The sequence below is a fragment of the Dietzia sp. NPDC055343 genome, from assembly GCF_053645265.1.
In genome coordinates this window covers 1-24,181 of record NZ_JBSHMJ010000005.1, presented here as the reverse complement: position 1 = coordinate 24,181, position 24,181 = coordinate 1, and the positions used below count along the sequence as shown (strand labels likewise).

The following is a 24,181-nucleotide window of genomic DNA, read 5'->3' as shown; positions in this document are numbered from 1 at the left end:
ACCCGCTCCAGCGACTGCCCGTCCGAGCCTCCAGCGCTCCCGGCGGGCCGGGGGTCCGAGGCCGGCCGGTCAGGTGCGGTTGCGGGCCTGCTCGGCCTGGGCCTCGCGGCGCACGTCAGCCGCGTCGTCGATGGTCTGCTGCCGCTTGTCCTCGGCCTTGTCGCTGGCCGTGGTGTCCCGCGGCGGCAGCTGGATGGCCTCCTCGGCGTGCATGCCGGCTTGCAGTTCGCGGGCGCGCTCGACCTCGGCGTCGACCTCGGCCCCGAAGAGGAACGCGTTGTTGGTGATCCAGAGCCAGAGCAGGAACATGATGACGCCGGCGAGCGAGCCGTAGGTGGCGTTGTAGGAGCCGAAGTTGGTCACGTACACCACGAAGGCGCCGGTGGCCACGGCCCACACGAGCAGCGCGACGATCGCGCCGATGGAGATCCAGCGGAACTTGGGCTGCCGGACGTTGGGCGCGAATCCGTAGAGGACGGCCAGGATGACGACGACGACGAGCAGGAGCACCGGCCACTTGGCGATGTTCCACACCGTGACCGCGGTATCGCCCAGTCCGATCAGGTCGCCCACCCAGGCCGCGATCGGTCCGCTGATCACCAGAAGGAGCCCGGCGATGCAGATCAGGACCAGGATGACGGCGGTCAGCAGGAGCATGGACGGCTTGAGCTTCCAGAAGGGGCGGCCCTCCTCGACCTCGTAGACCCGGTTCATGGCCCGGGCGAACGCGCCGACGTAGCCCGAGGCCGACCACAGGGCCCCCGCGATACCGGCGATCAGCGCGAACCCGGCTGCCGGGGTGGTGACCAGCGAGTCGATGGGCCCACGGAGAGCGGCAAGCGTCTCTTCCGGCGCGGCGCCCTCGAGCAGTTCCATCACCGCATCGACGGTGGCCTGACCCTGGCCGAACACACCGAGGAGTGAGACCACGGCCAATAATGCCGGGAACAGGGACAGGACCGCGAAGTAGGTCAGGCCGGCTGCCTGGTCGGTGCACTGGTCACGTGAGAACTCACCGACAGCCCTCTTGATGCCGATCTTCCACGCCGAGCCGGTGAGCGACGTCGGCGAGTCGGGCTTGCCCTCGTCGGGGTCGGTGTCCGGGTCGGGCCGGTCGGTGTTGGTGTCGGTTCTGATCGTGCTCATACCGGCGACCTTTCCACCGACGAGCCCCGAGCGCATCCGCCACGCTGAATCTCAGGGCCGATCAGCTACGGATGCTGCGGGGATTACATCCGGCGTCGTCTGCGTTAGGCTAGTTGGTGTCACGTCACCTAAGGGTCACGTCAATCACACATTCAGACCCCGATCGAAGGAGCACCCCCATGAGCCTGTCCAATGCCATCCTCCGCGGAATCACCGGCGCGTTCGTCCTCAACTCCGGCTGGAGCAAGCGCGGTATGCCCACCGAGGCAGCTGCGGGCCTGCAGGGCTTCGCCGCCACCGGCGTCCCCGCGGTGGCCGAGATGGACCCCGATACCTTCGGCAAGTTCGTCGCCTATTCCGAGATCGGCATCGGCGCGGCGCTGTTGACGCCGATCGTGCCCAAGAGGGTCGCCGGCGCGGCGCTCGGTGTCTTTTCCGCCGGCCTGCTCTCGATGTACTTCCGCAACCCCGCCATGACCGAGTCCGACGGGATCCGCCCGAGCCAGGAGGGCATGTCCCTGTCCAAGGACGCCTTCATGCTGGCGATCGCCGGCGCGCTGGTCACCGACAAGTGACCCCCTGACGCCACCCGGCGTCGCCCACCCGGCAGCAGCGCCCGGTCCGGCCCCGCACCCGCGCGGCCGGGCCGGTTCTGTTCCCGGCTCACTCCTGAACTTCTCCCGCTGACTCCCATTCGCGTTTGATGCGACGGGACTTCTGCGAATGCCGGACCGCCACCACCGCGATCGCCACGCCGACCAACAGCGGCACCCACACCTTCGAGTATTCGAGCAGGAATTCGACCCAGCCCGGGACGTTCACCTCGGGGAGGTTAATCGTCGGGAGAGAGATGTCCGGCCACGGAATGCTCGGTAGCGAGATATCGGGCCACGGGATATCGATGTCGGGTATCCGCTCAGCGATCCAGTCCAGGATCGGGCTCAGCACTCGGCCGATCAACGGGAGCAACACGATCATCGCGATCGCCCACCCGGATTTACCCACCCCCGCGGCAACCGGATAGACCACCCGCTTCCACGGGGAGGCGGCGATCGCTTCGAGGCGGGCTTCGGCCGCGGACCCCGGCGGCGGATCAAAGTAAACGACCTCGCTGCCCTCGCGGAAGGTCACCTGGCGGACCGTCGTCGCGAACGCGCTGCTGCGCATCTGTACCCGCGGGCCCGAGAGAACCGAGAGGTTACCGGTGAACTTCCCGCGGTCGGGCGGATCACCGGTGATCGAGACCTTGTGATTGCCGACCCGGTGGGCACGGGCCACCACATCCCCGTCGTACAGGAGGACGTACCCGGGATTGGAGGGCGCGCTGTCGTCTACGGCAGTGTCGTCGTCTTCCCTCTTCTTGCGCGGAAAACCCGGGTCAACCGTGCGCAGCTGCGCCGGGCCGCCCACCGCAACCTCGAGCGTGCCGTGACGCGGATGCACCAGGCGCCAGACTTCGGGCTCCGGACCCGTGCCGGCGGTATCTCCCCGGTCCGTCGGTTCCTCGTCTCCGTGCGCGGCCACAGTCGAACCGTACCCAAGGACTCAAGCGCGGCACAGCACGGCGGAAGTCCGCTCGCAGCCATGAAGCTGAACAAGGAACTGAAAGCCGAGTTCACGCCGGCCGATCCCAGAGCCCTCTCCTGCTGCGAGTCGTCGGGCGAGAACGCCGGGCCGGCGAGCGCCGGTCGTGGGCGGCCTCCCGGCAGGGCCCCGCAGGGCCTTGACCTGGGCTGCCCTGAAAGGACGGTTCACGGCACCGCAGGTCAGCGGGTCCGACCAGTACCAGCCCCCTCGCCGCCGAATCTGTCGCGAGCGAGCCGAGTGTGGCCGTCGGCTCAGCCGGCCACGGAGCCGATCGCCTCGAGGATCGCGTCCGCGAGGTCGGCGCGGCACACCACGAGGTCCGGCAGGAAGGTTTCGGCCACGTTGTACTCGAGCGGGTCACCGTTCACCCTCAGCGCGACGAACCCGCGGGCCAGCGCGACCCCGGCTGGAGCGGCCGAATCCCACTGATACTGGCCACCGGCGTGAATGTAGGCGTCGGCTTCCCCGCGCACCACCGCTGCGGCCTTGGCACCGGCTGACCCCAGCGGGACGAGCTCGCCACCCACCGCGCGGGCGACCGCGTCCGCGAAGGCCGGAGGCCGCGATGCCGAGAGCACGATGCGCGGCCGGGAATCCGTGCGGGGGTCCAGCAGGCCACTGCCGTCCACCCCGTGATTGCCGGCCGGGTCGGCGTAGTTCTCGTCGTCGTCGACCCCCAACACCACGCCGAGCGCCGGCAGCGACACCGCCGCGGCGGTGAGACGCGACCGTGCCGGGTCTCCCGCTCGCTCCCACAACGCGACGTGCACGGCCCAGTCCGGCCGGTCGCCGAGCCCGTACTCGCGAGTGCCGTCGACCGGGTCGATGATCCAGACGCGATCGGCGTCGACGCGCGCGAGGTCGTCCTTCGACTCCTCCGACAGCACCGCATCACCGGGGCGCTCCGCGGCGAGCCGGTCGAGCAGCAGCGTGTTGGCGCGGCGGTCACCGAGATCGCCCAGTTCCCGGCCAGTCGGGCCCGAGGTTCGCAACTCGACGAGCAGGCGTCCGGCCTCCGCTGCGAGATCGACGGCGAGCTGCTGGTCCGGGGTACGCGTGGCGGTCATGCCCCCAGCCTAGGAGGCGGGCCGAAACAGCGGACGCCAACGGCGTAGACAGATCGGTCTAGACAGCGCCCGTCGCTTATGTCTACTGTTCTAGTCAACTTAATGAAGTCACTACCCTGAAGGGTCATCCGTGAAGACACTCATCGTGCTCGGCGTCGTCGGCGCCATCGCCCAACTCATCGACGGGTCGCTGGGCATGGCCTACGGCGTCACGTCCACGACGCTGCTGGTCGCCGCCGGAATCGCGCCGGCGGCAGCCTCGGCCTCCGTGCACTTCGCCGAGATCGGCACCACGCTCGCCTCCGGGATCTCCCACCACAAACTCGGCAACGTGGACTGGCGGATCGTGCGCATCCTCGCTGTCCCCGGCGCGATCGGCGCCTTCGCCGGGGCGACCGTCCTGTCAAGCCTCCCCGCCGACGCGGCCACCCCGGTCGTCGGCGCAATCCTGCTCGCGCTGGGCCTGTACGTGCTGTACCGCTTCCTCGCCCTGGGCGGGCGTCGGCCCGAATTCCGCGGCCGCGTCCGCACCGGGTTCCTCGTACCCCTCGGGCTGGTCGGCGGCACGCTCGACTCGCTCGGCGGCGGCGGGTGGGGCCCGGTCGGCACCACGTCCCTGCTGTCCTCGGGCCGGGTCGAGCCGCGCAAGGTCGTCGGCTCCATCGACACCTCCGAGTTCGTGGTGGCCGTGGGTGGCTCGCTCGGCTTCCTCGTGGGGCTGGGCGCGGCGGGCATCAACTGGGGCTACGCCGCCGCGCTGCTCATCGGCGGCGTGCTCGTGGCGCCGCTCGCGGCCTGGCTCGTCAAGCACCTGCCCGCGCGCGTGCTCGGCACCGCGGCCGGCGGCCTGATCGTGGTGACCAACTCCCGCACCCTGCTGCTCTGGGCCGACGCGCCCGCGTCCGCCGTGACGCCGATCCTGGTCGCCCTGGCCGCCGCGTGGATCGCCGGGATCGTGTGGGCGGTGCGCGCCGAGCGGCGCGTCCGGGACCACGGCGCCGTGGAGCGCGGGGCCCGGGGTCGGGACGACGACGAGGCCGTCGACGGGACCACAACCACCGCGGCCGGACCCGCCGCGGACGAGGAAACGGACCCCGCGCGCACGTGACCCCGCCTGACCCGGGCCGGGGCGCCCCACTCCCCTGCCCGGCGCCGGCCCGGCTCTGGGACACTGTTCCGCATGAGGGTCACCGCGAAATCGGACTATGCGCTGCGCGCGCTCGTCGAACTCGCGGCGGCCCAGCTGGCCAGCCCCGACGACGATCCCCGCGAGAACCCGCTGAGCGCGGAGGAGTTGGGACGGCGACAGGAAATACCGCACGGTTTTCTCCAGGCGATCCTGTCCGACCTGCGCAGGGCCGGCATCGTGGCCAGCCGCCGCGGCAAGACCGGTGGGTGGTTCCTGGGCCGCGAGGCCTCGGGGATCACCGTCGCCGATGTCCTGCGGGCCGTCGACGGCCCCCTCGTCAGCGTCTACGACGTCCGTCCGGAGTCGGTGGTCTACAACGAACGGGCCGCGGTCCTGCAGCACGTGTGGATCGCCTCGCGGGCGGCCTTGCGCCGGGTGATGGACGCAGTCACGATCGCCGATCTGGCGAACGGGCAGCTGCCGGGCGAGGTCCACGAGCTGACGCTCGACACCGACGCGTGGGAGCCTCGCTGACGCCGGCGGCCGACCTCAGGTCGTCCGGCTCCTCCGACGGTAGTGCGTGAGCGCTCTCAAGGCCGGGGACGCCGCCGCACCGTGGAGGACAATGGACGCGACGATCACCAGTGACACCGCGGGCCAGAGTGACCAGCCGTCGTCCTTCGAGAAGTAGCCCATGGCGTAGCAGAGATAGAACAGTGATCCGACGCCCCGCACCCCGAAGGCGGCGACGAAGAGGCGCTCGGGGCGCCGCAGCCTGCGATCGCCCAGCAGTGCGACCCAGGCCGTGAGCGGCCTGATCACCAGCAGGACTCCGGCAGCGACCGCGGCGTGCGACCACTCCAGCCGGAAGATCGCGTCCGAAATGAACGATGCCCCGATCACCAGCAGGACCAACAGCGTGAGCAGATGCTCGGTGAACTCGATGAACTCGTGGGCGCGGGCGTGCTTCTCGTCGTGTCGCTCGGCCGCGCGCACTCCCAGAGCCGCGCAGAACACCGCCAGAAATCCCCAGCCGCCCACCAACTCGCCGATTCCATAGGCCAGGAGCAGAGTGGCCACCGCGGCCGCGGGTTCGGCGTACCCCACCAGGCGGTGTTCCCCGATGCGGACACGGTAGAGGCCCGCGCCCACCAGCCGGCCGATGATCCACCCGGCCACGGCCCCGATGACCGTCTTGCCGACGAGGTCCCACGCCGCCCACGACCACCCCCATTCCGAGAGCGGCCCTCTGGTGGCCAGGAAGATCGCGAGGTAGACGAACGGGAACGCGAGTGCGTCATTGAGGCCCGCCTCCGAGGTGAGAGCAAAGCGGGCCTCGTCGTGCTCGTCGTCGACCTTCTCGCCCTCCCCGTGCCCGGGCCCCTCCACCTGCACGTCGGAGGCCAGCACCGGGTCGGTAGGGGCGAGTACGGCCCCGAGAAGAACCGCGACCGCCGGGGTCAGGCCAAGGGCCCACCACCCGAGCATCGCGACGCCGGCGATCGACAGCGGCATCCCGATGACGAGCAGGCGCCACGTGGTGCTCCAGCCGCGGAAGGTCAGTGGCCGGTCGAGCGCCAGCCCGACGCCGAAGAGCGCGACGATGACGGTGACCTCCGCCATCCGCTCGGCGAGCTCCGCGTGCTCGATGACATCGACGAGTGTTGACTCACTCGGCATGAGCCAACCGATGAGCATGCCGACGCCAACCACGACGATCGGCGCGGACAGAACCCGCTCCCGGAGCAGTCGCGGCAGGATGGAACCGACGAGAAGCGCCGCTCCGACGACCGCGTACATGAGGTCGGTGTTGGGCACCGCAGGAGTGTCACCCGCGGATGGGTGACGCGCCACCGGACCGCACGGGTCGTACCGCGCGGGCCGGCGTCAGACGCGCGCCGGTTCTGCGGGCTGGCCCAGATGCACTGAGTAGCGACGCACCAGCAACTTCCACACCAGCGGGCCGACGGTCAGCAACACCAGCGCGATCACGCCGATCAGCAGCGGCGAGGCGCCGAGCATCGCCGAGGCGGTCACAGCCAGCACGATCGTGATCCCGCGGCGGATGAGCCCGCCCGGCACGAGACCGGCGAACCTCGAGCCGAAGAACGTTCCCACGGCGCCGCCCACGAGCAGCGGCAGCAGCAGGGTCCAGTCGACGCCGGTCACCATGACGTGCCCGATCGCGGCCGCGATCACCAGCGGGACGGCCTGCACGAGGTCGGTTCCCACCAGCCGCAGCGCCGCCAGCGTGGGGTACAGCAGCATGATGCACATCATGATGACGGTCCCCGATCCGACCGAGGTGATGCCGACCATCAGGCCACCGACCACACCGACCAGCAGGGTGAGTACGGGCTTGACCGGCGGGTCCGCGTCGTCGCCCGTTCGTATCCTGCCCGACATCTCGAAGAACGCCCGGAGGAAGTAGGCGGTGGAGGCCACGATGAGCGTCGCCCCGATCGCCATCTTGAGCATCCCCTGCACATCCTCGGCACCCACCGCGTGCACCAGCCAGGCGCCGAGGTACGCGGTGGGGACCGAGCCGATGATCAGCCAGAAGGCGATCTTGAGGTTCGGTTTGCCGTGCCGCCAGTGCACGCCCGCGCCGACGACCTTGTTGACCGCGTTGACCACCAGGTCGTTGGCGACCGCGGCGGTGGGCGGGATCCCGAAGAGGATGAGCGCGGGCGTCATCAGCGCGCCGCCGCCCATCCCCGTCAGACCGATCACCACGCCGATCACGGCGCTGACGACCAGGAGGCCCAGTGAGTCGTAGGTCCAGAGCGCCTCGGGCACCGACTCAGATTCCCAGGAGCGTGCTGACGATCCGCTGCGCGACCTCTTCTGCGGTGCCGTCCTCGGGACGGATGTGCAGGTCCGGGGTCAGCGGTGGCTCGTACGGCGCGGAGACACCGGTGAACTCGGCGATCTCGCCCGCGCGCGCCTTGGCGTAGAGGCCCTTGGGGTCGCGGGCCTCGCACTCGGCCAGGGGCGTGTCGACGAACACCTCGGTGAACGGCAGGTCGGCCTTGGCGTGGACGGCGCGCGCCGCGTCGCGGTCGGCGCGCATGGGCGAGATGAGAGAGCAGATGACGACAACGCCGGCGTCCGCGAAGAGTGCGGCCACCTCCGCGGTGCGGCGGATATTCTCGGCCCGGTCCTCGGCGGAGAAGCCCAGGTCGGCGTTGAGGCCGTGGCGCAGGTTGTCGCCGTCCAGGATGTAGGCGGGATGCCCGGATTCGATGAGCAGCCGCTCGACCTCGGAGGCGATCGTGGACTTGCCCGAGCCCGACAGGCCGGTCAACCACAGGGTGCGGCCCTGGCCGCGGTCACCTCGCTGCACGGTCCCGGCGTGCCAGACCACGTTCGAGCCGCTGGTGGCGGGCCCGATGATCATGCCCGCGCCGACCGTGTCGCCGGAGAGCTCGTCCACGACGATGAACGCCCCGGTGTCGCGGTTGCGGCGGTACGGGTCGTACATCAGCGGGTTCTGCGTGCGCAGGCCGATGCGGCCGATCTCGTTGAGCTCGAGCTCGGTGGCGTCCGGGTCGCGGTGCAGGGTGTTGATGTCGAGCCGGTACTCCAGGCCTGTCACCATCGCCTTGGTGTCGCGGGTGGTGTGCTTGATGATGTACCGCTTGCCGGTGGTCAGCGTCGCGTCGTCGGCGAACCAGCAGACCATGGCCTCGAGCTCGGTGCCCTGGTGCGGGCGGTTGCCCGGCCGCGCGATCATCTCGCCGCGAACGATGTCGATCTCGTCGTTGAGCGCGATGGTCACGGCGGCGGGTGCGGCGGCCTCATCCAGCTCGGCCCCGCCCGGACCCCAGATCGCCTTGACCGTTGACTGCCGACCGGACGGCATGACCACGACGTCGTCGTCGACCTTGATGATCCCGCCGGCGATGGTGCCCGCGAACGAGCGGTGATCCAGTCCGTCGGCGCGCTGGGGCCGGATCACGTACTGGACCGGGAACCGGACGTCGGTGAGGTTGCGATCCGAGGCGATGTGCACGTTCTCAAGGTGATCGAGCAGCGCCGGGCCCGTGTACCACGGCATCGGGTCAGCGGACTCGACCGCTCTGTTGACCACGTTGTCGCCCTTGAGCGCCGACAGCGGCACGAAGGTCACGTCGTGGACCTCGAGCTTGGCGGCGAAGTCGGTGAACTCGGTGCGGATGGCCTCGTAGGTGGCCTCGTCGTAGTCGACCAGGTCCATCTTGTTGACGGCCACGACCAGGCGCGGGATGCCCAGCAGTGCCGACAGGAAGGCGTGCCGCCGGGTCTGCTCGAGCACGCCCTTGCGGGCGTCGACGAGGATGATCGCCACGTCCGCTGTGGACGCGCCGGTGACCATGTTGCGCGTGTACTGCACGTGGCCCGGGGTGTCGGCGATGATGAACTTGCGCCGCGGGGTCGAGAAGTAGCGGTAGGCCACGTCGATGGTGATGCCCTGCTCGCGCTCGGACCGCAGCCCGTCGGTGAGCAACGCGAGGTCGGTGTACTCGTCGCCGCGCTTGGCGGAGGTGGCCTCGATGGAGGCGAGCTGGTCCTCGAAGATGCCCTTCGAGTCGAACAGCAGGCGACCGATGAGGGTGGACTTGCCGTCGTCCACGGATCCCGCGGTGGCGATGCGGAGCAGCTGCGCCTGGTCGGACATGGTGTGCCCCTCGGGCAGCACGGCGTCCCCGGTCGTGTAGTCGGTGGTGGGTTCGGTGGTCGCGGTGCTCATCAGAAGTACCCCTCCTTCTTGCGGTCTTCCATGCCGGCCTCGGAGATGCGGTCGTCGGCGCGGGTGGCGCCACGCTCGGTGACGCGGGTTCCCGCGACCTCGGCCACCACGGCGGCGTTGTCGACGGCGTCGGATTCCACACAGCCGGTACAGGTGGCGTCACCGACGGTGCGGAAGCGGACCAGCTCGGTGCGGGCCTCCTCGCCGGGGAGGGTCTCGAGGAAGCGGGTGTTGGCCAGGAGCATGCCGTCGCGCTCGATCACCTCGCGCTCGTGCGCGTAGTAGATCGGCGGCAGGTCGATGTCCTCCCGCTCGATGTACTGCCAGATGTCCAGCTCGGTCCAGTTGGAGAGCGGGAAGACGCGAATGTGCTCGCCCTTGCGGTGCTTGCCGTTGTAGAGCTTCCACAGCTCCGGGCGCTGTGCGCGCGGGTCCCAGGCGCCGAAGGAGTCGCGGAAGGAGAAGACGCGCTCCTTGGCGCGGGCCTTCTCCTCGTCGCGGCGGGCCCCGCCGAAGACCGCGTCGAAGCGGTTCTCCTGGATGCCACGCAGCAGGGCGGTGGTCTGGAGGCGGTTGCGGCTGGTGCCGGGCCCGGTCTCCTCGACCACGCGACCGGCGTCGATGTCGTCCTGTACGTAGGACACGAGCAGCTGGACCCCGGTCTCGTCGACGACGCGGTCGCGGTAGTCGATGACCTCGTCGAAGTTGTGGCCCGTGTCGACGTGCATGAGCGGGAACGGCATCGGCGCGGGCCAGAAGGCCTTTCGCGCCAGGTGGAACATCACCACGGAGTCCTTGCCCCCGGAGAACAGCATCCCCGGGTGTTCGAACTGCGCGGCTACCTCGCGGAAGATGTGGACGGACTCCGCCTCGAGCGCGTCGAGATGCGAGAGCGTCACCGCCGACCTCGTCGTCATGCGACCTCCAATGTCGTGGGCCCGGGCGGGAGGGCCGACCGGACAGCGGGCAGACAGATCTGTCTGTCCCTGGTATCTGCTCCATCGTGCGTCGCACGGGCCGGATTTCCACCTCCGTGAACACAATTGGTGGCCGTTCATCCGTTAATCGACATAGGGTGTCGACTATGCGACACGAACCCACGCATCGGGTACTGGCCGTGGTCGAGGCACTCGCCACCGACGGCCCACCCCTGTCACTGGCGGAGATCGCACGCGAGGTCGGCGCCAGCCGCTCGACCCTGCACGCCGTGCTCACCGGGATGCAGGCCGACGAGTGGGCCGAGAAGACAGACGGCGGGTGGCGTGCGGGACCGCGCCTGCGCCAGGTGGGGGCACAGCTGGCCGCCGGGGCCGACCTGGTCCGCGCCGCCCGCCAGCCGCTCGAGGCCCTGGCCGACGCGACCGGGATCGCCGCCGTGGTCTTCGAGTCCCGGGACGGGATGGCCCAGGTCGTGGACTCCGTGGGCGCGGGCATGCGTACCGCCTCCCGCGAGGTGATGCCCGTCGGACACGTGGTCCCGATCCGCGCACCCTTCGCCCGCGAGCTCGCCTCTCGGTTCCTCCTGGCCGAGCAGCGACGCTGGTTGGCGGGGTCGGGGGAACTGACCGCGGCCGCCAGAGACCGCCTCGAGTTGGTGCTGCCGCAGATCGCCCGCCGCGGCTGGTCCATCGAGCGGCTCACCCCGGCGCGCCGCGAACTGCTGCGGATGGCGGACTCGCTGGAGGCGTCGGGCATCGGGGCACTCGTGCGCGACCGTGTGTCGGAGCTGTTCGTGGAACTGTCCGAGATCGACGTGACCGACTCCGAACTCACGGCCGCCACCGACCTGGCCGTGGCCTCTGTGGCCGCGCCCGTACTGCGGGCGGACGGCCGCGCGGTGGGGTCCGTGGCGGTGGCTCCCGGCCGTCGGATGACCGGCCGCGCCGTGTTCCGCGCCGTGGAGGCCGTCACCGAGTGCGCGGACGCGGTCTCGGCCCGCCTCGCAGCCCGGCCCGGGCCGACGCGGGCGGCCGGACCGCCGGACCATCTGCTCCACCCGGCGCACGCCGCGCGCCACCCGTCCCCAACCTGAGAGATCACCAGCGCCGTCGTCCTGCACGCGGTTTCGGCGGTATGGTGCGGATCACACCCGCGCGCTCACCGGAGGTGACCTTTGACCCCCCTCGCCGATCCGCTCTCGCCTGCCCCCGGCCCTGACCAGCACACCCTGGCCTGGCGCCGGTCCGAGCTGTGCGGCCTCACCCCGCAGAGTGCGCGCCCGGGTAGCCCCGACCCGCACGCCACGCGCGCCAACCGTCTCGCCGAGGCCGCCGGCCCGATCCTGGACGATCTGGACTCCGCCCTCCGGGACACCGGTGCCACTCTCCTGTTGGCCGATCGTGGGGGCCAGGTCATCCGCACGGTCCGGGACGCCGCACGGATCTCCAGGATGCTGCTCCAGCGCGGGGTCGACGACGGTGCGATCCTCACCGAGGACGCGGTGGGCAACAACGGGATCGGCACCGCCCTCGAGACGCGCCGCGGCGTGTTCATCCACGGCGAGCAGCACTTCGCGGAGGTCCTGCGCGACTTCAGTTGCTACGGTCACCCCATCATCGACCCGCTCACCAGCCGGATGGTCGGCGCGGTGAACCTGTCCGGCATGAACGCCGACGCCTCGCGCCTGTTCGCGCCGTTCGTGCGCAAGATCGTCGCCGATATCGAGGCCCGTTACGTGGATACCGCGCGGGGCGACGACCGCGAGCTGTGGCGACGCTTCGTCGAACGCACGCGCTCCTCCGACTCTCCGACGTGCGCCTTCGGCGACGAGGTGGTCCTGGCCTCCAACTCCAGCCTCGAGCGGTTGGCCGCCCAGGACATCGCGGCGCTGCGGCGGATGGTGGAGCGGGGCGAGACGGCGGATGTCGTGGAACTGTCGGTGGGGCGGGTGGGGGTCAGCACGAGTCGGGTCGGGCGCCGCGGCCACCTTGTCGACCTGTCGTTTCCCGACGACGACGACAAGCCGGCTGCCCGGCGGACCGTCCACCGGAAAGCGAACCGCGGCGCACACGCCGTGGTGGGCCCGTCGGGTTCCGGCAGAACGACCGCGGCGCTGGCGACCGCCGGCCCGGAGGCTGTCCACGTGCGGCTGGCCGGTGCGGACCATGCCCGGCAGGCCTGGCAGGAACTGGCCGTCCCCGCCCTGCGGGAACACCGCGACCGGGGCATCCCTCTGGTTCTCGACGACATCGATCTCCTCGAGGACACTGATCTACGCCGTCTGGCCTCGCGACTGAACGCGATGGAGAACGGTCTCGTCGTCGTCACCTGTCGCGACAACCCGCGCCCCGCCGTGACCGAGGCGCTCGACGCGTGCGGCGCACGAACCACGGTGCGCCCCCTGCACGAACGCGGCGCGGAACTCGAGGGGATCGTGCACGCCATGGTCGGCGCGCTCGCAACCGCGCGCGGCGCCGCCGCACCCACGGTGACCTCGCGGTTCATCGACGCCGTGGGCGGTCTCGACCTGCCCAACGGTCTGGTCTCGCTCCGCGCGGTCCTCACCGAATGCCTGGACGGGATCGAGGGGCGGACCCCGCCGCGGCTCGACGTGGGGGACCTGCCCTCGCGCGCCCGGACGGGACGACCACCGACGTCCGGGGCGCTCGCGCGCGGCGAGTACGACGCGATCGTCGCGGCGCTGGCCGAGTGCGACGGTGTGCGGTCGCGGGCGGCGCGCAGGCTCGGCATCAGCCGCACCACCCTCTACGCCCGTATGCGCGAGTTCGACCTGTCGTAGATTGTCCAGAATCTGAACACTCCGAGCCCTTGACCCTCCTCCATAGTGGTCTGTGACCGGCCTCACACCGAGGCCGCCACCGACTTCGGAGGTAGACATGACCGGCACACTCTCCCGCGACACCGGCTCCGCCGCGCCCGTCGACGAGCGCCTGGGCGCCGAGGCCCGCGACTTCCTGGCCCGCCCGCATCGCCTGCTTATCGGTGGCCAGTGGGTCGACGCCGCCGACGGCCGCACCTTCGGCACCTACGACCCCGCCACCGGCAACGAGATCACCCAGGTCGCGCACGGCGGGCCCGAGGATGTGGACCGCGCGGTGGCCGCCGCGCGCCGCACCTTCGACGACGGCGCCTGGGCCACCATGAAGCCGCGTGAGCGCGAGCAGATCCTGTGGCGCATCGGCGACCTGCTCGACGCCAAGGCCGAACTGTTCGGACAGATCGAGGCGCTGGACAACGGCAAATCCGTGGGCATCGCCACCGCCGTCGACGTGGCCTGGGCCGCGGACGTGTTCCGCTACTACGCCGGCTGGGCCACCAAGATCGAGGGCTCCACCGTCCCCGTGTCCATGCCGTTCGCCGGCGACAAGCAGTTCCACGCCTACACCCAGCGCGTCCCCGTGGGCGTATGCGGTCAGATCATCCCGTGGAACTTCCCGCTGCTCATGGCCGCCTGGAAGCTCGGCCCCGCCCTGGCCACCGGCAACACCCTCGTCCTCAAGCCGGCCGAGCAGACCCCGCTCACCGCGCTCCTGCTCGGCGAGGTCTGCCAGGAGGCCGGCGTGCCCGACGGCGTGGTCAACATCATCACCGGCTTCGGCGACGCCGGTGCCGCCATCTCCGGCCACGACGACGTCGACAAGGTGGCCTTCACCGGCTCCACCGAGGTCGGCAAGCTCATCGTGGATGCCGCCAAGGGCAACCTCAAGAAGGTCTCCCTCGAGCTCGGCGGCAAGAGTGCCAACATCGTCTTCGCCGACTGTGACTGGGACGCCGCCGTGGCCGGGTCGGTGGCCGCGTGGATGTTCAACCACGGCCAGGCCTGCACCGCCGGCACGCGTCTCTACGTCGAGGACTCCATCTACGAGGAGTTCACCCAGGCCGTGGCCGACGCCGCGTCCCAGGCCACCATCGGCCACGGACTCGACCCCGACACCGTGCTCGGGCCCGTCGTGGACCAAGACCAGTTCGACAAGGTGTCCTACTACCTGCGCGCCGGAATCGAGGACGGCGGTCGCGCCCTGACCGGCGGGGCCCGCCACGGCGACACCGGCTTCTTCATCCAGCCGACGGTGTTCGTGGACGTCAAGCCCGAGGACCGGGTCGTGAAGGAGGAGATCTTCGGTCCCGTCGTGTCCGCCCTGCGCTTCTCCGACGTCGACGACGCGGTCCGCCAGGCCAACGACTCCATGTACGGGCTGGCCGCCGGCGTCTGGACCAAGGACCTCTCCAAGGCCCACCAGGTGGCCAGCCGCCTGCAGGCCGGTTCCGTGTGGGTGAACCAGTACAACGGCTTCGACACCGCCATGCCGTTCGGCGGATTCAAGCAGTCCGGCTGGGGCCGCGAGCTCGGCGCCGGCGCGCTCGACCTCTACACCCAGACCCGCTCGGTCAACATCCAGCTGTAGACCCGCGTCGCGGCCGCCCGGGCCGCGCCGGCCCGTTCCCTTGGCCCCGCTCCCCCGCGGGCCGCGCTCTTTCGAAAGGACCTCCTCATGAAGACCAAAGCAGCAGTATTGTTCGATCTCCACCAGCCCTTCGAGATCATCGAACTGGACCTGGACGATCCGGGCCCCGGTGAGGTGCTGATCAAGTACACGGCCGCCGGCCTGTGCCACTCCGACCTCCACCTCTCCGACGGCTCGCTGCCGCCCCGCTTCCCGATCGTCGGCGGGCACGAGGGCTCCGGGGTGATCGAGGCCGTGGGCACCGGCGTCACCAAGGTCAAGCCCGGAGACCACGTCGTCTGCTCGTTCATCCCGAACTGCGGCACCTGCCGTTACTGCTCCACCGGTCGGCAGAACCTCTGCGACATGGGCGCCACCATCCTCGAGGGCCACATGCCGGACGGCACTTTCCGGTTCCACGCGGACGGCAAGGACTTCGGCGCCATGTGCATGCTGGGCACCTTCTCCGAACGCTCGGTGATTTCACAGCACTCGGTCGTCAAGGTGGACGACTGGCTTCCCTTGGACAAGGCCGTCCTCGTGGGCTGCGGCGTGCCCTCGGGTTGGGGCACAGCGGTCTACACGGGCGGCGTCCGGCAGGGCGACACCGTGGTGATCTACGGTATCGGCGGCCTGGGCATCAACACCGTCCAGGGAGCCGTTCACTCGGGCGCCCGCCACGTCGTGGTGGTGGACCCCGTCCAGTTCAAGCGTGACGAGGCCATGAAGTTCGGCGCCACGCACGCCTTCGCCACGGCCGAGGAGGCCCACGCCGCCGTGGAGAAGCTGACCTGGGGACAGATGGCCGATCAGGCGCTCATCCTGGTAGGCACCGTCGACGAGCCGGTCGTGTCCGCCGCTTTTGACGTGATCGGCAAGGGCGGAACTGTGGTGATCACCGGACTGGGCAACATGACCGACAAGACCGTGCAGGTCAGCGGCACGCAGCTTGCCTTGTTCGGCAAGACCATCAAGGGCTCGCTCTTCGGATCCGCCAACCCGCAGTACGACATCGTCAAGCTGCTGCGCCTGTACGACGAGGGCAAGCTCAAGCTGGACGAGCTGATCACCACCACCTACACCCTGGAGACCCTCAACCAGGGCTACCAGGACCTGCAGGACGGAAAGATCATGCGAGGGGTCCTGATCCACGACACCTGATCCGCCCCTCCCCACGAACTCGCCCTCCCGGCCGTTGCCCATCGCGGCCGGGAGGGCGAACCCATTTCGGGCGCCGGCCCCATGTCGTCGATGGCCGCGGTCAGGGGGTCGGCGATCCGCCGGTCACGGAGAGCGTGTTACCCGTGGTGTACGACGACTCCTCCGAGGCCAGGTAGACGTACGCACCCGCCATCTCGACGGGCTGCCCGGGCCGCTTCAGCGGACTCTTCTGCCCGTGGTACGGCAGCTGCTCCGGGTCCTTGCCGCCGCTCACCTGCAGCGCGGTCCAGAACGGGCCCGGCGCCACCGCGTTCACCCTGATCCCGCGCGGGGCGAGCTGCTGGGCGAGAGACTTGGACATGGTGTTGACCGCCGCCCGCGACGTCGCATAGTCCACCAGGCCGGCCGACGGGGTGTAGGCCTGCACCGACGATGTGAAGATCACGCTCGATCCGGGCATCAGGTGCGCAAGCGCCTCCTGGATCTGCCAGAACGGCGCGTTCACGTTGACGTTCATGGTCTCGGCCCACTGCTCTGAGCTCAGATCCTCCAGGTTCTCCACGTAGGTCTGGCGCGCGGCGTTGAGCACCAGCACGTCCAGACCGCCGAGACCGGCCACCGCGTCGCGGACGATCCCCCGTGCCGTCTCCTCGTGGCCGACGTCCCCCGGCAGGAGCACACAGTTGCGTCCGGCTTCACCGACGAGCTCGGCCACCTCATCGGCATCGGACTGCTCGGACGGCAGATAGCCGATCGCCACGTCGGCACCTTCCCGCGCGTAGGCGATCGCCACCGCCCGTCCGATCCCCGAGTCGCCACCGGTGATGAGCGCCCGGCGACCCTCGAGCCGCCCGTGCCCCACCCAGGACTTCTCACCGTGGTCGGCCCGGGGCACCAGCTCGGAAGCCAGCCCGGGGGCGGGCTGCGACTGAAAGGGGATCTCGATCGGATGCTTGGTCACCGGGTCCACGGTCGGGGCCGGCTCCGGTATCTCAGTGGTCGAGTGCGGGCGATTGCCGGGGCGATCGGCGGTCACGGTGGCCTCCTGGGGTCGGGAGTTCGACCGTACGCGCCGTAGGAGGATGTGCGAGATCACTCGGAAAGGCAGCGCGTTGACCAGTAACTTAGCGAGAACGCTTTACAAATGGTCGGCTCGTGTCCAATACTCTCCGGCAACTGCTGTGAGCTTCTTCACGCAGGCTACTTCCGAGGGGGAAAACGTGGCAAGACCCACCAAGAACCGAAGCGACGAAGGGCTTTTCGGCCCCGGCTCCGTGGCGTGGAAGGTCTGGACTTTTCCCGCCTCCGCCCTCCAGGGCTTCGCCCGGGCGGTGACCATCGAGCATCTGGACCCCGATCTCACCGCCGCGGTGGACGAGACCGGCCAGGTGATCCAGCGGACCCCGCTGCGCTACGACCGCACCATGGAGTACTTCTCGGCGGTGCTCTTCGCCGATACGCCGACGGTCATCAAGATGTCCGACATCCTCATGAAGGTCCACTCCCGGGCCTACGGGACCAACAAGGTGACCGGCAACGAGTACGACTCGAACGACCCGGATTCGCAGCTGTGGATCCACATCACCGCGTGGCACTCGATCCTCTACGTCTACGAGACCTTCGGCCCCGGCCGGCTCAGCCGCGACGAGGAGAACGAGTACTGGCGGCAGTGTGCGATCGCCGCCGAAGTCCAGCCCATCCGCCAGGAACAGGTGCCGCGTACCCGCGGCGAGGTGCAGAAGTACTTCGACGACTGGCGTGACCGCCTCTCCGCGTCGGAGGCCGCGATCGCGAATGTCGACCACATTCTCAACGGCTTCGAGACCATCGAGCCGCGCGTGCCCAAGGTGCTGCGGAAACTCGGCCGGCCGGTCCTGCGGGCGAGCATCATCGCGACCTACCCGCGATGGATGCGTCCGATGCTCGGTGTCCGCCAGTCCCGCGCCGTAGACACCGCCGCGATCGCCTTCTGGAAGGCGTTCTACCGGGTGGCCGCCCATCCTGACGCGATGATGTGGATGGTCGAGCGGATCTGCCCACGCGCGGTCCGCTACATCGAGCCGGCGGTCCGCGGCGTCCCCGCCGACAGCCCGCGCACCCACTCCCCGCAGTGGGCGCGCGAGCGATTCGGCGACCCGCGCACGCCCCTGGAGCAGTGGGAGGACATCAAGGCCGCGCGGACCACGGGTGAGGCCGCCGCCCCTTACGAGCACAACCACAGCGACCCCGTGATCGAGTTCAAGGAGGCCGACCGCCTGGCCACCACCGGTTGAGGCGGACGGGCCCCTGCAGGCCGGCGGCGGGGCGCCGGACCGGATGCGGGCGCCTGTTCGATCACCCAGACTGCGAGCGGAAGCGACAACACCCGAACGAAGGAGCAGTCATGCCCCGTTACCGCGTGATCGATCCCGACCAGAACGTGATCGACGAGAAGGAGTTCGCCGACGACACCAAGGCCTACGACTGGTTCAAGACCATCGAGGTCCCGGACGATTCCCTCGGCTACGCCATGCAGGTCGACATGGACGGTGAGTGGACGCGTTTCGAGATCAACGACGGCGGCACCAACACCTCGCCGTCCGCCTGATCAGCCCGACCGGCGGGGGCGGGCACTCCACCCGGCCGCCCGCCGGTGAGCGGGCTGGGTCGACAGACCTCACAGCCAGCCACGCACCTGCGCCTCCCTCGCCGCCTCGCCGCGGGTGGAGGTGTGGGTCTTGGCGATGGCCGAGGACAGGTGATTGCGAACGGTCCCCTGCGTCAGATGTAGTTCGGCCGCGATGTCGGCGATGCGGGCCCCTGTCAGCGCCTCGCGCAGGACGTCCTTCTCGCGCGGGGTCAGGGGGTCCGGGCCGGCGGCCATCGACTCCCGTGCCAGCTGGGCATCGACCACCGTCTCCCCCGCGTTGACCTTCCGAACGGCCTCGGCCAGCTCGCGCGCCGGGGTGTCCTTGACCACGAATCCACCGGCCCCGTATTCCAGAGCCCGGTTGACGTATCCGGGCCGCCCGAAGGTCGTCACGATCAGCACCCGCACGTCCGGATGGTCCTGTCGGATGCGCCGGGTCGCGGTGATGCCGTCACCGCCCGGCATCTCGATGTCCACCACACACACGTCGGGCAGATGCCGGGCGACCGCGGCCTCGAGCTCGTCGCCGCGGCCCACCTCGGCCACCACCTCGATGTCCGGCTCCATCGCCAGCAGTGCCGCGAGCCCGCCCCGCACGAGCGCCTGGTCGTCGGCGAGGATGATCCGGATCGGCTCGGTCATCGCGGCCACCCCACTTCGACGACGGTGCCGGTGACCGACGCCGCTTCCGCCGCGCCCCGGTCGCGGACCACGAACCGTGCGCCGGCGTCCTCGGCCCGGCTCGCGAGCCCCGGCAGGCCCTGCCCCGCCGGAGCCGAGATGGTCCGGCCGACGTCAGAGTGGGCGGCGCGGCGAGCGTCGACCCCCACGCCGTCGTCGGTGATCCGTAGCCGGTCGCGGGAGAACTCGACAGTCACGTTCCCCGCGCCCGAGTGGCGGGCGATGTTGGTGCCGGCCTCGCGGAGAGTCCAGGCCACCAGGCCCGACCGCGCGTCCGGGAGGAGAGAAGGGGACCCGACGACGACGACATCGATACCCGCGGTATGCAAGGAATCGGTCAGGCCGGCGAGTTCCTGCACCGGATCCGCCACCCGCATGCCGGACACGGTCTGCCGCATCTCCGACAGGGCGGTCCTCGTGAGGTTCTCGATGTTCTCCAGTTCGGCCCGGGCGGCGTCCGGGTCGGAGTCGAGCTGCGCCCGGGCCAGCTGGGCGCGGATCGTCAGCGCCGTCAGGGTGTGTCCGAGGACGTCGTGCAGGTCGCGCGCGACCCTTGCGCGCTCCTCTGCCACACCCAGCGCCCGCCGGTAATGGCCCTCTCGGTCGCTGATGCCGACCGAGATCCGTGTGCCCAGCATCGACAGCACCACGGGGATCACCAGGAACCCCGGGACCAGCATCCCCCACGTCTTCTCGACCAGGGCCGCGACGGTGCCGATGACGATCAGCGTGATCGCGGTCGGCACGCTCCGCCGGATCGGCCACGCGGCAGCAACGAAGCAGGCGAGGAACGGGACGAAGTTGACCGGCCCGTTCAGCCCGGCCGCCGGGAGGGTCCCGAAAGTGCAGATCACGAGCCCGGCCAGGTAGCCCAGCCCGAGCGGCGCGGGCTCCTCCCGGGCAGGGTCGCGGAGATCGCCGGCGACTCGCCCCGATGGTCCGGCGGCACCGGAGCTGCGCAGGTGTAGCGGGTATCCCTCGGTCACGGCCGGCGAGGCGAAAGCCATCAGATAGACCGCGGAGAACGCCGCGATCGAGACCAGCCCCAGCACCGTGGGCGCGGCGGGGGCCCCGGAGAAGACCACAGCGAGGATCGGGTAGATCAGGAAGACCTGCCAGATCAGCGAGAACAGCACACTCGGACCGGTGATCGCGGAGCGGAATCGCCGCCACCGCGACGGCCCCGCAGCTGCTTCATCGTTCACCGACTTCGCGCTGACCTCCCCGTCCGCCACTGGTGACGGGGACGCACGCGTTGCCGTTGTCGTCGTCGTACTCTCACCGCTCGTCATGCCCGGTCGCTCCTCACACCCGACCGCGGCGGCGACGTACCAGCACCGCGGCTGTCGTACCCAGTATGAGGGCCCAGGCAACCACGTTGAGCACAGGCAACCACACCGGATCGACCACGCCGTCGGCCACCACGCCGCCGGTGATCGGATAGCGGGCCAGCGCGTTGACCCCATAGAGCGGTGTGAAGCGCGCCAGGTCCAGCATCACGCCCGACAGCGGGATGAACAGGTTCCCCGCGAACGCGAGCAGGACCAGGCTGCCGCCCGCGACCCCCAACGCGGACTCGGAGCGGAACGCCATTCCCGCGCTCAGTCCGTAGCCCGCGAAGACCGCGGAGCCGAGCCACGCCGCGCCGAGCGAGAGCACCCAGGCCAGCGGTGTGGCCTGCGCGCCGGTGGCCGCGCCGGCGATGCCCACGGTGAGGACGGGCACGGCCGCGATGGTCATGGCCACGGCGGACTTGGTCACCACGAAGCCGGCGCCGCTCCACGGGGTGAGTCCGAGCTGGCGGCCCCACCCCTGGAAACGCTCGAGGGCGGCCCCACCGCTGATGGCGGTGGTGGCGGTGACCGCGCCGTAGACGGCCATCGAGATCATGACGACGGCGCCCACGTTGCCGTGCGCGACGGGTGCATCGCGGTAGCTCTGCGCGCTGCCGAACACGAAGTACATGACCAGCGGCAGGCCGACGATGAAGAAGATGTTGGTGATGTCGCGCAGGGTCCGGCGCAGGTCGATGGCCCAGTAGGTGACGTTCATCGGGTGGCCTCCGGATCGGTGTCGGTAGCGGCAGGGTCGACGGGTGCCGTGTCGGCCAGTGCAGGGTCTGCAGGACCATCGGCGGTGAGGGTGACAAAGGCGTCGTCCAGCGACCTGGCCGAGATGGTGACCTCGCGCGCGGACGTCTCGGTGAGAAGGACGCGCGCGGTGGCGTCGCTGTCCGAACTGGTGAGGATCACCCGGGCAGCCGTGCGGTCAACGGCGGTGACACCGGGCAACTCCTCCGGCGACGGCTCTCCCGCCATCGGGTCCCAGACGGCGGTCACGCGACTGCCGGCGGCCATGGCGCGGACGCGGTCGACGGGGCCGTCGGCGACGATCCGCCCCCGCGCCATCAACACGATGCGGTCGGCGAACGCCTCCGCCTCCTCCAGGTGGTGCGTGGCGAAGATGATCGTCGACCCGGATGCGGCCTCAGAGTGCATGGTCGCCCAGAACTCACGGCGGGTCCCCACATCCATCGCGGCGGTGGGTTCGTCGAGGATGAGCAGGTCCGGATCGGGCAGCAGCGCGAGCGCAAACCTCAGGCGCTGCTGCTCACCACCCGAGCACCGGGCGACCCTGCGGCCGCCGAGTTCGGCGATCCCCGCCCGCTCGAGCACCTCCCCGACCGACAGCGTCCGGCGGTAGAGTGCCGCGATCGCGCGGACCGTCTCCTCCACCGTCAGGTCGGCGAGCAGACCTCCGGTCTGGAGCACCGCGGCGATCCGGCCGGCCGCGATCGCCTCTCGCGGGGCCTCGCCGAACACCCGGACCTGGCCCTCCGTTGGTTCGGTCAGCCCCAGGGCGATGTCGAGCGCGGTGGTCTTGCCCGCACCGTTCGGGCCGAGGAGCGCGACCACCTCTCCGGGGTCGATGCGCAGGTCGAGCCCGCGGATCGCGCGGACGGGTCCGGATCCGCGAACCGTGAACGTCTGGCCCAGGTCCCGGAACTCCAGAGCCGGCGGCCGCGGACCGACACCGGGAGAACGACCCGTGGCCGTGGCTTCGGCGGGTGGGGTGTGGGCTGGGCTGTGCTTGACCATGCCTCCACGATCGTCGGCCAGCGCCCGCCTGAACAGGGCTGGCTGTCACGACTTACCCGGTGACATCTGTCATGGGTCGGACGTCAGAGCCCCTCACGACGTCGTCGAGTCGTGAGGGCTCGCTGAAACAGCGTCTCCTCTCAGCCCTTGACCAGACCACCGTCCACGATGAGGTTCTGCCCCGTCACCGCCCGCGCCCACGGCGAGGCGAAGAACAGCACCGCGTCCGCCAACTCGGCGGGCTCGATCGCGCGACGCAGCGGCGTGCCCGAGGCGATGAGGTCGAAGACCTCTTCAGGTGTAGCGGCACTTGCGTCGGTGGTGCGCAGCAGCCCGCCCGAGACCATGTTGACCGTGATGCCGTCCGGCCCGAGGTCTGTGGCCAGGGTCCTGGTCAGCGAGAGCGCGGCAGCTTTCGCGGCCGTGTAGTCGTGGTACGGCACGACCGGGTGCTGGAACAGGTTGGTACCGATGTTAACGATCCGCCCGAACCCGCCCTCGCGCATCCCCGGCAGCGCCGCCTGGGTGGTGGCGAGCGTCGCCTTGACGGCGCCGCGCAGCTGTCCTTCCATGTCCGCCCAGGTCAGCGTCTCGGGCGAGGGGCGGGCGTCGCCGTTGAATTCGAAGTCGGCGAGGGCGTTGTTGATGACCGTCGTGATCGGTCGTCCGAAGTGGGTACGTGCCGCCTCGACGAGGCTGCGTACCTCGTCGTCGTCGGTCACATCCGCCCGGACCGCCACGGCGCGGTCCTCGCCGAGCTCACGGACCAGGTCGGCCGCGGCCTCGGCGCTGCGACGGTAGTTGACGACGACGAGCGCGCCCTCGCGCCCGAACGCCCGCACGATTTCCTTACCGAGGCCCCGGGCTCCGCCGGTGACCAGGACTACCTGCTCGTCGATACGCACGCTGTTCCCGGAATTCACTGCCACTCGCTTTCCGGCGGTTCCCGCGAAGGGTGGCGATGCATACCCGCCTACCTGCGCAGAGACGCGGCCGCGGTATCGACATTCCTTCGCTGGAACTACCCAGATCAGGTTCGACGGGTGTGATCTCAGCTGCCCGGATGGGCGGCACCCCGTGTCGCGGACCAGCCTAGGTCATTCCCGGGGTCGCGGCGGCTTGCCGCTTCGCGATCACGAGCCACAGCACTCGGCGGACGTCAGCTGACGGCCTTCAGCCCGACGACGCCGCCGACGATCATCAGCAGAAAGATCACCTTGAGCACGGACACCGGCTCGGCGCCCGTGATCATCGCGTAGATCACGGTCAGCGAGGCGCCGATGCCCACCCAGACCGCGTAGGCGGTGCCCACGGGCAGGTCCCGCATCGCGTAGGCGAGACCGCCCATGCTCACGACCAGCGCCACTCCGAACACCACGGAGGGTCCGAGCCGGGTGAAGCCCTCGGACCGGCCCAGGGCGGTGGCCCACACGGCCTCGAGAACACCGGAAAAGACAAGAACTATCCACGCCATGACGGCCTCCTGCGGGCCGTCTTGTCGCGCACCGGGTACGGCACCCCTCGTCCGGAGGCCCCGTGTCGGGGT

The 24,181-nt window shown here is 70.1% G+C and carries 23 protein-coding genes and 2 riboswitches; of the genes, 9 read left to right on the top strand and 14 right to left on the bottom strand.

Annotation, left to right across the window (positions count from 1 at the left end; all coding sequences use genetic code 11):
* Nucleotides 1–69: 69 nt before the first annotated feature.
* The gene (locus ACWIE7_RS03745) at nucleotides 70–1,146 is read right to left on the bottom strand and encodes a YihY/virulence factor BrkB family protein (RefSeq protein WP_454068612.1); all 1,077 of its coding nucleotides are present in this window, start codon (nucleotides 1,144–1,146) and stop codon (nucleotides 70–72) included.
* Between the two features lie 179 nt (nucleotides 1,147–1,325).
* On the opposite strand from ACWIE7_RS03745, the gene ACWIE7_RS03740 reads away from it, so the two are divergent.
* Nucleotides 1,326–1,721: a hypothetical protein gene (locus ACWIE7_RS03740; protein WP_230928366.1), complete on the top strand. Its 396-nt coding sequence runs from the start codon at nucleotides 1,326–1,328 to the stop codon at nucleotides 1,719–1,721.
* 88 nt (nucleotides 1,722–1,809) lie between these two features.
* Here ACWIE7_RS03740 and ACWIE7_RS03735 read toward each other — a convergent pair whose 3' ends face one another.
* Complete coding sequence (locus tag ACWIE7_RS03735; RefSeq protein WP_454068611.1) at nucleotides 1,810–2,670, bottom strand: hypothetical protein; 861 nt, start codon at nucleotides 2,668–2,670, stop codon at nucleotides 1,810–1,812.
* 314 nt (nucleotides 2,671–2,984) lie between these two features.
* Entirely contained in the window at nucleotides 2,985–3,800 is an 816-nt protein-coding gene (locus ACWIE7_RS03730; RefSeq protein ID WP_454068610.1) for a 3'(2'),5'-bisphosphate nucleotidase CysQ, read from the bottom strand.
* A 130-nt stretch (nucleotides 3,801–3,930) separates the two neighbouring features.
* Between ACWIE7_RS03730 and ACWIE7_RS03725 the strand changes: the two genes are divergently transcribed.
* Together ACWIE7_RS03725 and ACWIE7_RS03720 are read left to right on the top strand one after the other, a co-directional pair.
* Entirely contained in the window at nucleotides 3,931–4,908 is a 978-nt protein-coding gene (locus ACWIE7_RS03725; protein WP_454057676.1) for a sulfite exporter TauE/SafE family protein, read from the top strand.
* Nucleotides 4,909–4,980: 72 nt separating this feature from the next.
* Nucleotides 4,981–5,463, top strand: coding sequence for an RrF2 family transcriptional regulator (locus ACWIE7_RS03720; protein ID WP_230928370.1), 483 nt, complete (start codon nucleotides 4,981–4,983; stop codon nucleotides 5,461–5,463).
* 15 nt (nucleotides 5,464–5,478) lie between these two features.
* Here the strand turns inward: ACWIE7_RS03720 and ACWIE7_RS03715 are convergent, their stop codons facing one another.
* The 4 genes from ACWIE7_RS03715 to cysD all read right to left on the bottom strand — a co-directional run bounded on the left by ACWIE7_RS03715 (nucleotide 5,479) and on the right by cysD (nucleotide 10,578).
* Nucleotides 5,479–6,747, bottom strand: coding sequence for a cation:proton antiporter (locus ACWIE7_RS03715; RefSeq protein WP_454068609.1), 1,269 nt, complete (start codon nucleotides 6,745–6,747; stop codon nucleotides 5,479–5,481).
* Nucleotides 6,748–6,816: 69 nt separating this feature from the next.
* Nucleotides 6,817–7,728 (bottom strand): sulfite exporter TauE/SafE family protein, encoded by a 912-nt coding sequence (locus tag ACWIE7_RS03710; RefSeq protein ID WP_452098481.1) that lies wholly within the window; start codon nucleotides 7,726–7,728, stop codon nucleotides 6,817–6,819.
* A 4-nt stretch (nucleotides 7,729–7,732) separates the two neighbouring features.
* Entirely contained in the window at nucleotides 7,733–9,661 is a 1,929-nt protein-coding gene (gene cysC, locus ACWIE7_RS03705; RefSeq protein ID WP_454068608.1) for an adenylyl-sulfate kinase, read from the bottom strand.
* Nucleotides 9,661–10,578 carry a sulfate adenylyltransferase subunit CysD gene (gene cysD / locus ACWIE7_RS03700; RefSeq protein WP_454057679.1) on the bottom strand — a complete coding sequence of 306 codons (918 nt, stop codon included), beginning with the start codon at nucleotides 10,576–10,578 and terminating at the stop codon, nucleotides 9,661–9,663. The genes cysC and cysD overlap by 1 nt, the downstream gene beginning before the upstream one ends.
* A 167-nt stretch (nucleotides 10,579–10,745) precedes the next feature.
* Between cysD and ACWIE7_RS03695 the strand changes: the two genes are divergently transcribed.
* From ACWIE7_RS03695 to ACWIE7_RS03680, 4 genes are all read left to right on the top strand, one after another.
* Nucleotides 10,746–11,693: a helix-turn-helix domain-containing protein gene (locus ACWIE7_RS03695; RefSeq protein WP_454057680.1), complete on the top strand. Its 948-nt coding sequence runs from the start codon at nucleotides 10,746–10,748 to the stop codon at nucleotides 11,691–11,693.
* Nucleotides 11,694–11,774: 81 nt separating this feature from the next.
* The gene (locus ACWIE7_RS03690) at nucleotides 11,775–13,400 is read left to right on the top strand and encodes a helix-turn-helix domain-containing protein (protein ID WP_454057681.1); all 1,626 of its coding nucleotides are present in this window, start codon (nucleotides 11,775–11,777) and stop codon (nucleotides 13,398–13,400) included.
* Between the two features lie 97 nt (nucleotides 13,401–13,497).
* Complete coding sequence (locus tag ACWIE7_RS03685) at nucleotides 13,498–15,027, top strand: aldehyde dehydrogenase family protein (RefSeq protein ID WP_454057682.1); 1,530 nt, start codon at nucleotides 13,498–13,500, stop codon at nucleotides 15,025–15,027.
* Nucleotides 15,028–15,114: 87 nt separating this feature from the next.
* Nucleotides 15,115–16,227, top strand: a complete 1,113-nt coding sequence (locus tag ACWIE7_RS03680; protein ID WP_454057683.1) for an NDMA-dependent alcohol dehydrogenase — start codon at nucleotides 15,115–15,117, stop codon at nucleotides 16,225–16,227.
* Between the two features lie 100 nt (nucleotides 16,228–16,327).
* Here the strand turns inward: ACWIE7_RS03680 and ACWIE7_RS03675 are convergent, their stop codons facing one another.
* Nucleotides 16,328–17,197 carry an SDR family oxidoreductase gene (locus ACWIE7_RS03675; RefSeq protein WP_454068659.1) on the bottom strand — a complete coding sequence of 290 codons (870 nt, stop codon included), beginning with the start codon at nucleotides 17,195–17,197 and terminating at the stop codon, nucleotides 16,328–16,330.
* A 250-nt stretch (nucleotides 17,198–17,447) separates the two neighbouring features.
* Here ACWIE7_RS03675 and ACWIE7_RS03670 point away from each other — a divergent pair, with 250 nt between their 5' ends.
* Nucleotides 17,448–18,500, top strand: a complete 1,053-nt coding sequence (locus ACWIE7_RS03670; RefSeq protein ID WP_454057684.1) for an oxygenase MpaB family protein — start codon at nucleotides 17,448–17,450, stop codon at nucleotides 18,498–18,500.
* Nucleotides 18,501–18,610: 110 nt separating this feature from the next.
* The gene (locus ACWIE7_RS03665) at nucleotides 18,611–18,814 is read left to right on the top strand and encodes a hypothetical protein (protein ID WP_230928379.1); all 204 of its coding nucleotides are present in this window, start codon (nucleotides 18,611–18,613) and stop codon (nucleotides 18,812–18,814) included.
* A gap of 69 nt (nucleotides 18,815–18,883) precedes the next feature.
* Here ACWIE7_RS03665 and ACWIE7_RS03660 read toward each other — a convergent pair whose 3' ends face one another.
* From ACWIE7_RS03660 to ACWIE7_RS03635, 6 genes are all read right to left on the bottom strand, one after another.
* The gene (locus ACWIE7_RS03660; RefSeq protein WP_452098474.1) at nucleotides 18,884–19,498 is read right to left on the bottom strand and encodes a response regulator; all 615 of its coding nucleotides are present in this window, start codon (nucleotides 19,496–19,498) and stop codon (nucleotides 18,884–18,886) included.
* Entirely contained in the window at nucleotides 19,495–20,742 is a 1,248-nt protein-coding gene (locus tag ACWIE7_RS03655; protein WP_454057685.1) for a sensor histidine kinase, read from the bottom strand. Before ACWIE7_RS03655 ends, ACWIE7_RS03660 begins: the two co-directional genes overlap by 4 nt.
* A 100-nt stretch (nucleotides 20,743–20,842) precedes the next feature.
* Nucleotides 20,843–21,589: an ABC transporter permease gene (locus ACWIE7_RS03650; protein WP_230928382.1), complete on the bottom strand. Its 747-nt coding sequence runs from the start codon at nucleotides 21,587–21,589 to the stop codon at nucleotides 20,843–20,845.
* The gene (locus tag ACWIE7_RS03645) at nucleotides 21,586–22,635 is read right to left on the bottom strand and encodes an ABC transporter ATP-binding protein (protein WP_454057686.1); all 1,050 of its coding nucleotides are present in this window, start codon (nucleotides 22,633–22,635) and stop codon (nucleotides 21,586–21,588) included. The genes ACWIE7_RS03650 and ACWIE7_RS03645 overlap by 4 nt, the downstream gene beginning before the upstream one ends.
* Before the next feature lie 140 nt (nucleotides 22,636–22,775).
* Nucleotides 22,776–23,558, bottom strand: a complete 783-nt coding sequence (locus ACWIE7_RS03640; RefSeq protein WP_454057687.1) for a 3-oxoacyl-ACP reductase — start codon at nucleotides 23,556–23,558, stop codon at nucleotides 22,776–22,778.
* A 67-nt stretch (nucleotides 23,559–23,625) separates the two neighbouring features.
* Nucleotides 23,626–23,723: riboswitch (TPP riboswitch) on the bottom strand.
* Between the two features lie 71 nt (nucleotides 23,724–23,794).
* Nucleotides 23,795–24,109 (bottom strand): DMT family transporter, encoded by a 315-nt coding sequence (locus ACWIE7_RS03635; protein WP_454057688.1) that lies wholly within the window; start codon nucleotides 24,107–24,109, stop codon nucleotides 23,795–23,797.
* 10 nt (nucleotides 24,110–24,119) lie between these two features.
* Nucleotides 24,120–24,181, bottom strand: a riboswitch (guanidine-III (ykkC-III) riboswitch). This riboswitch is flagged as partial in the annotation.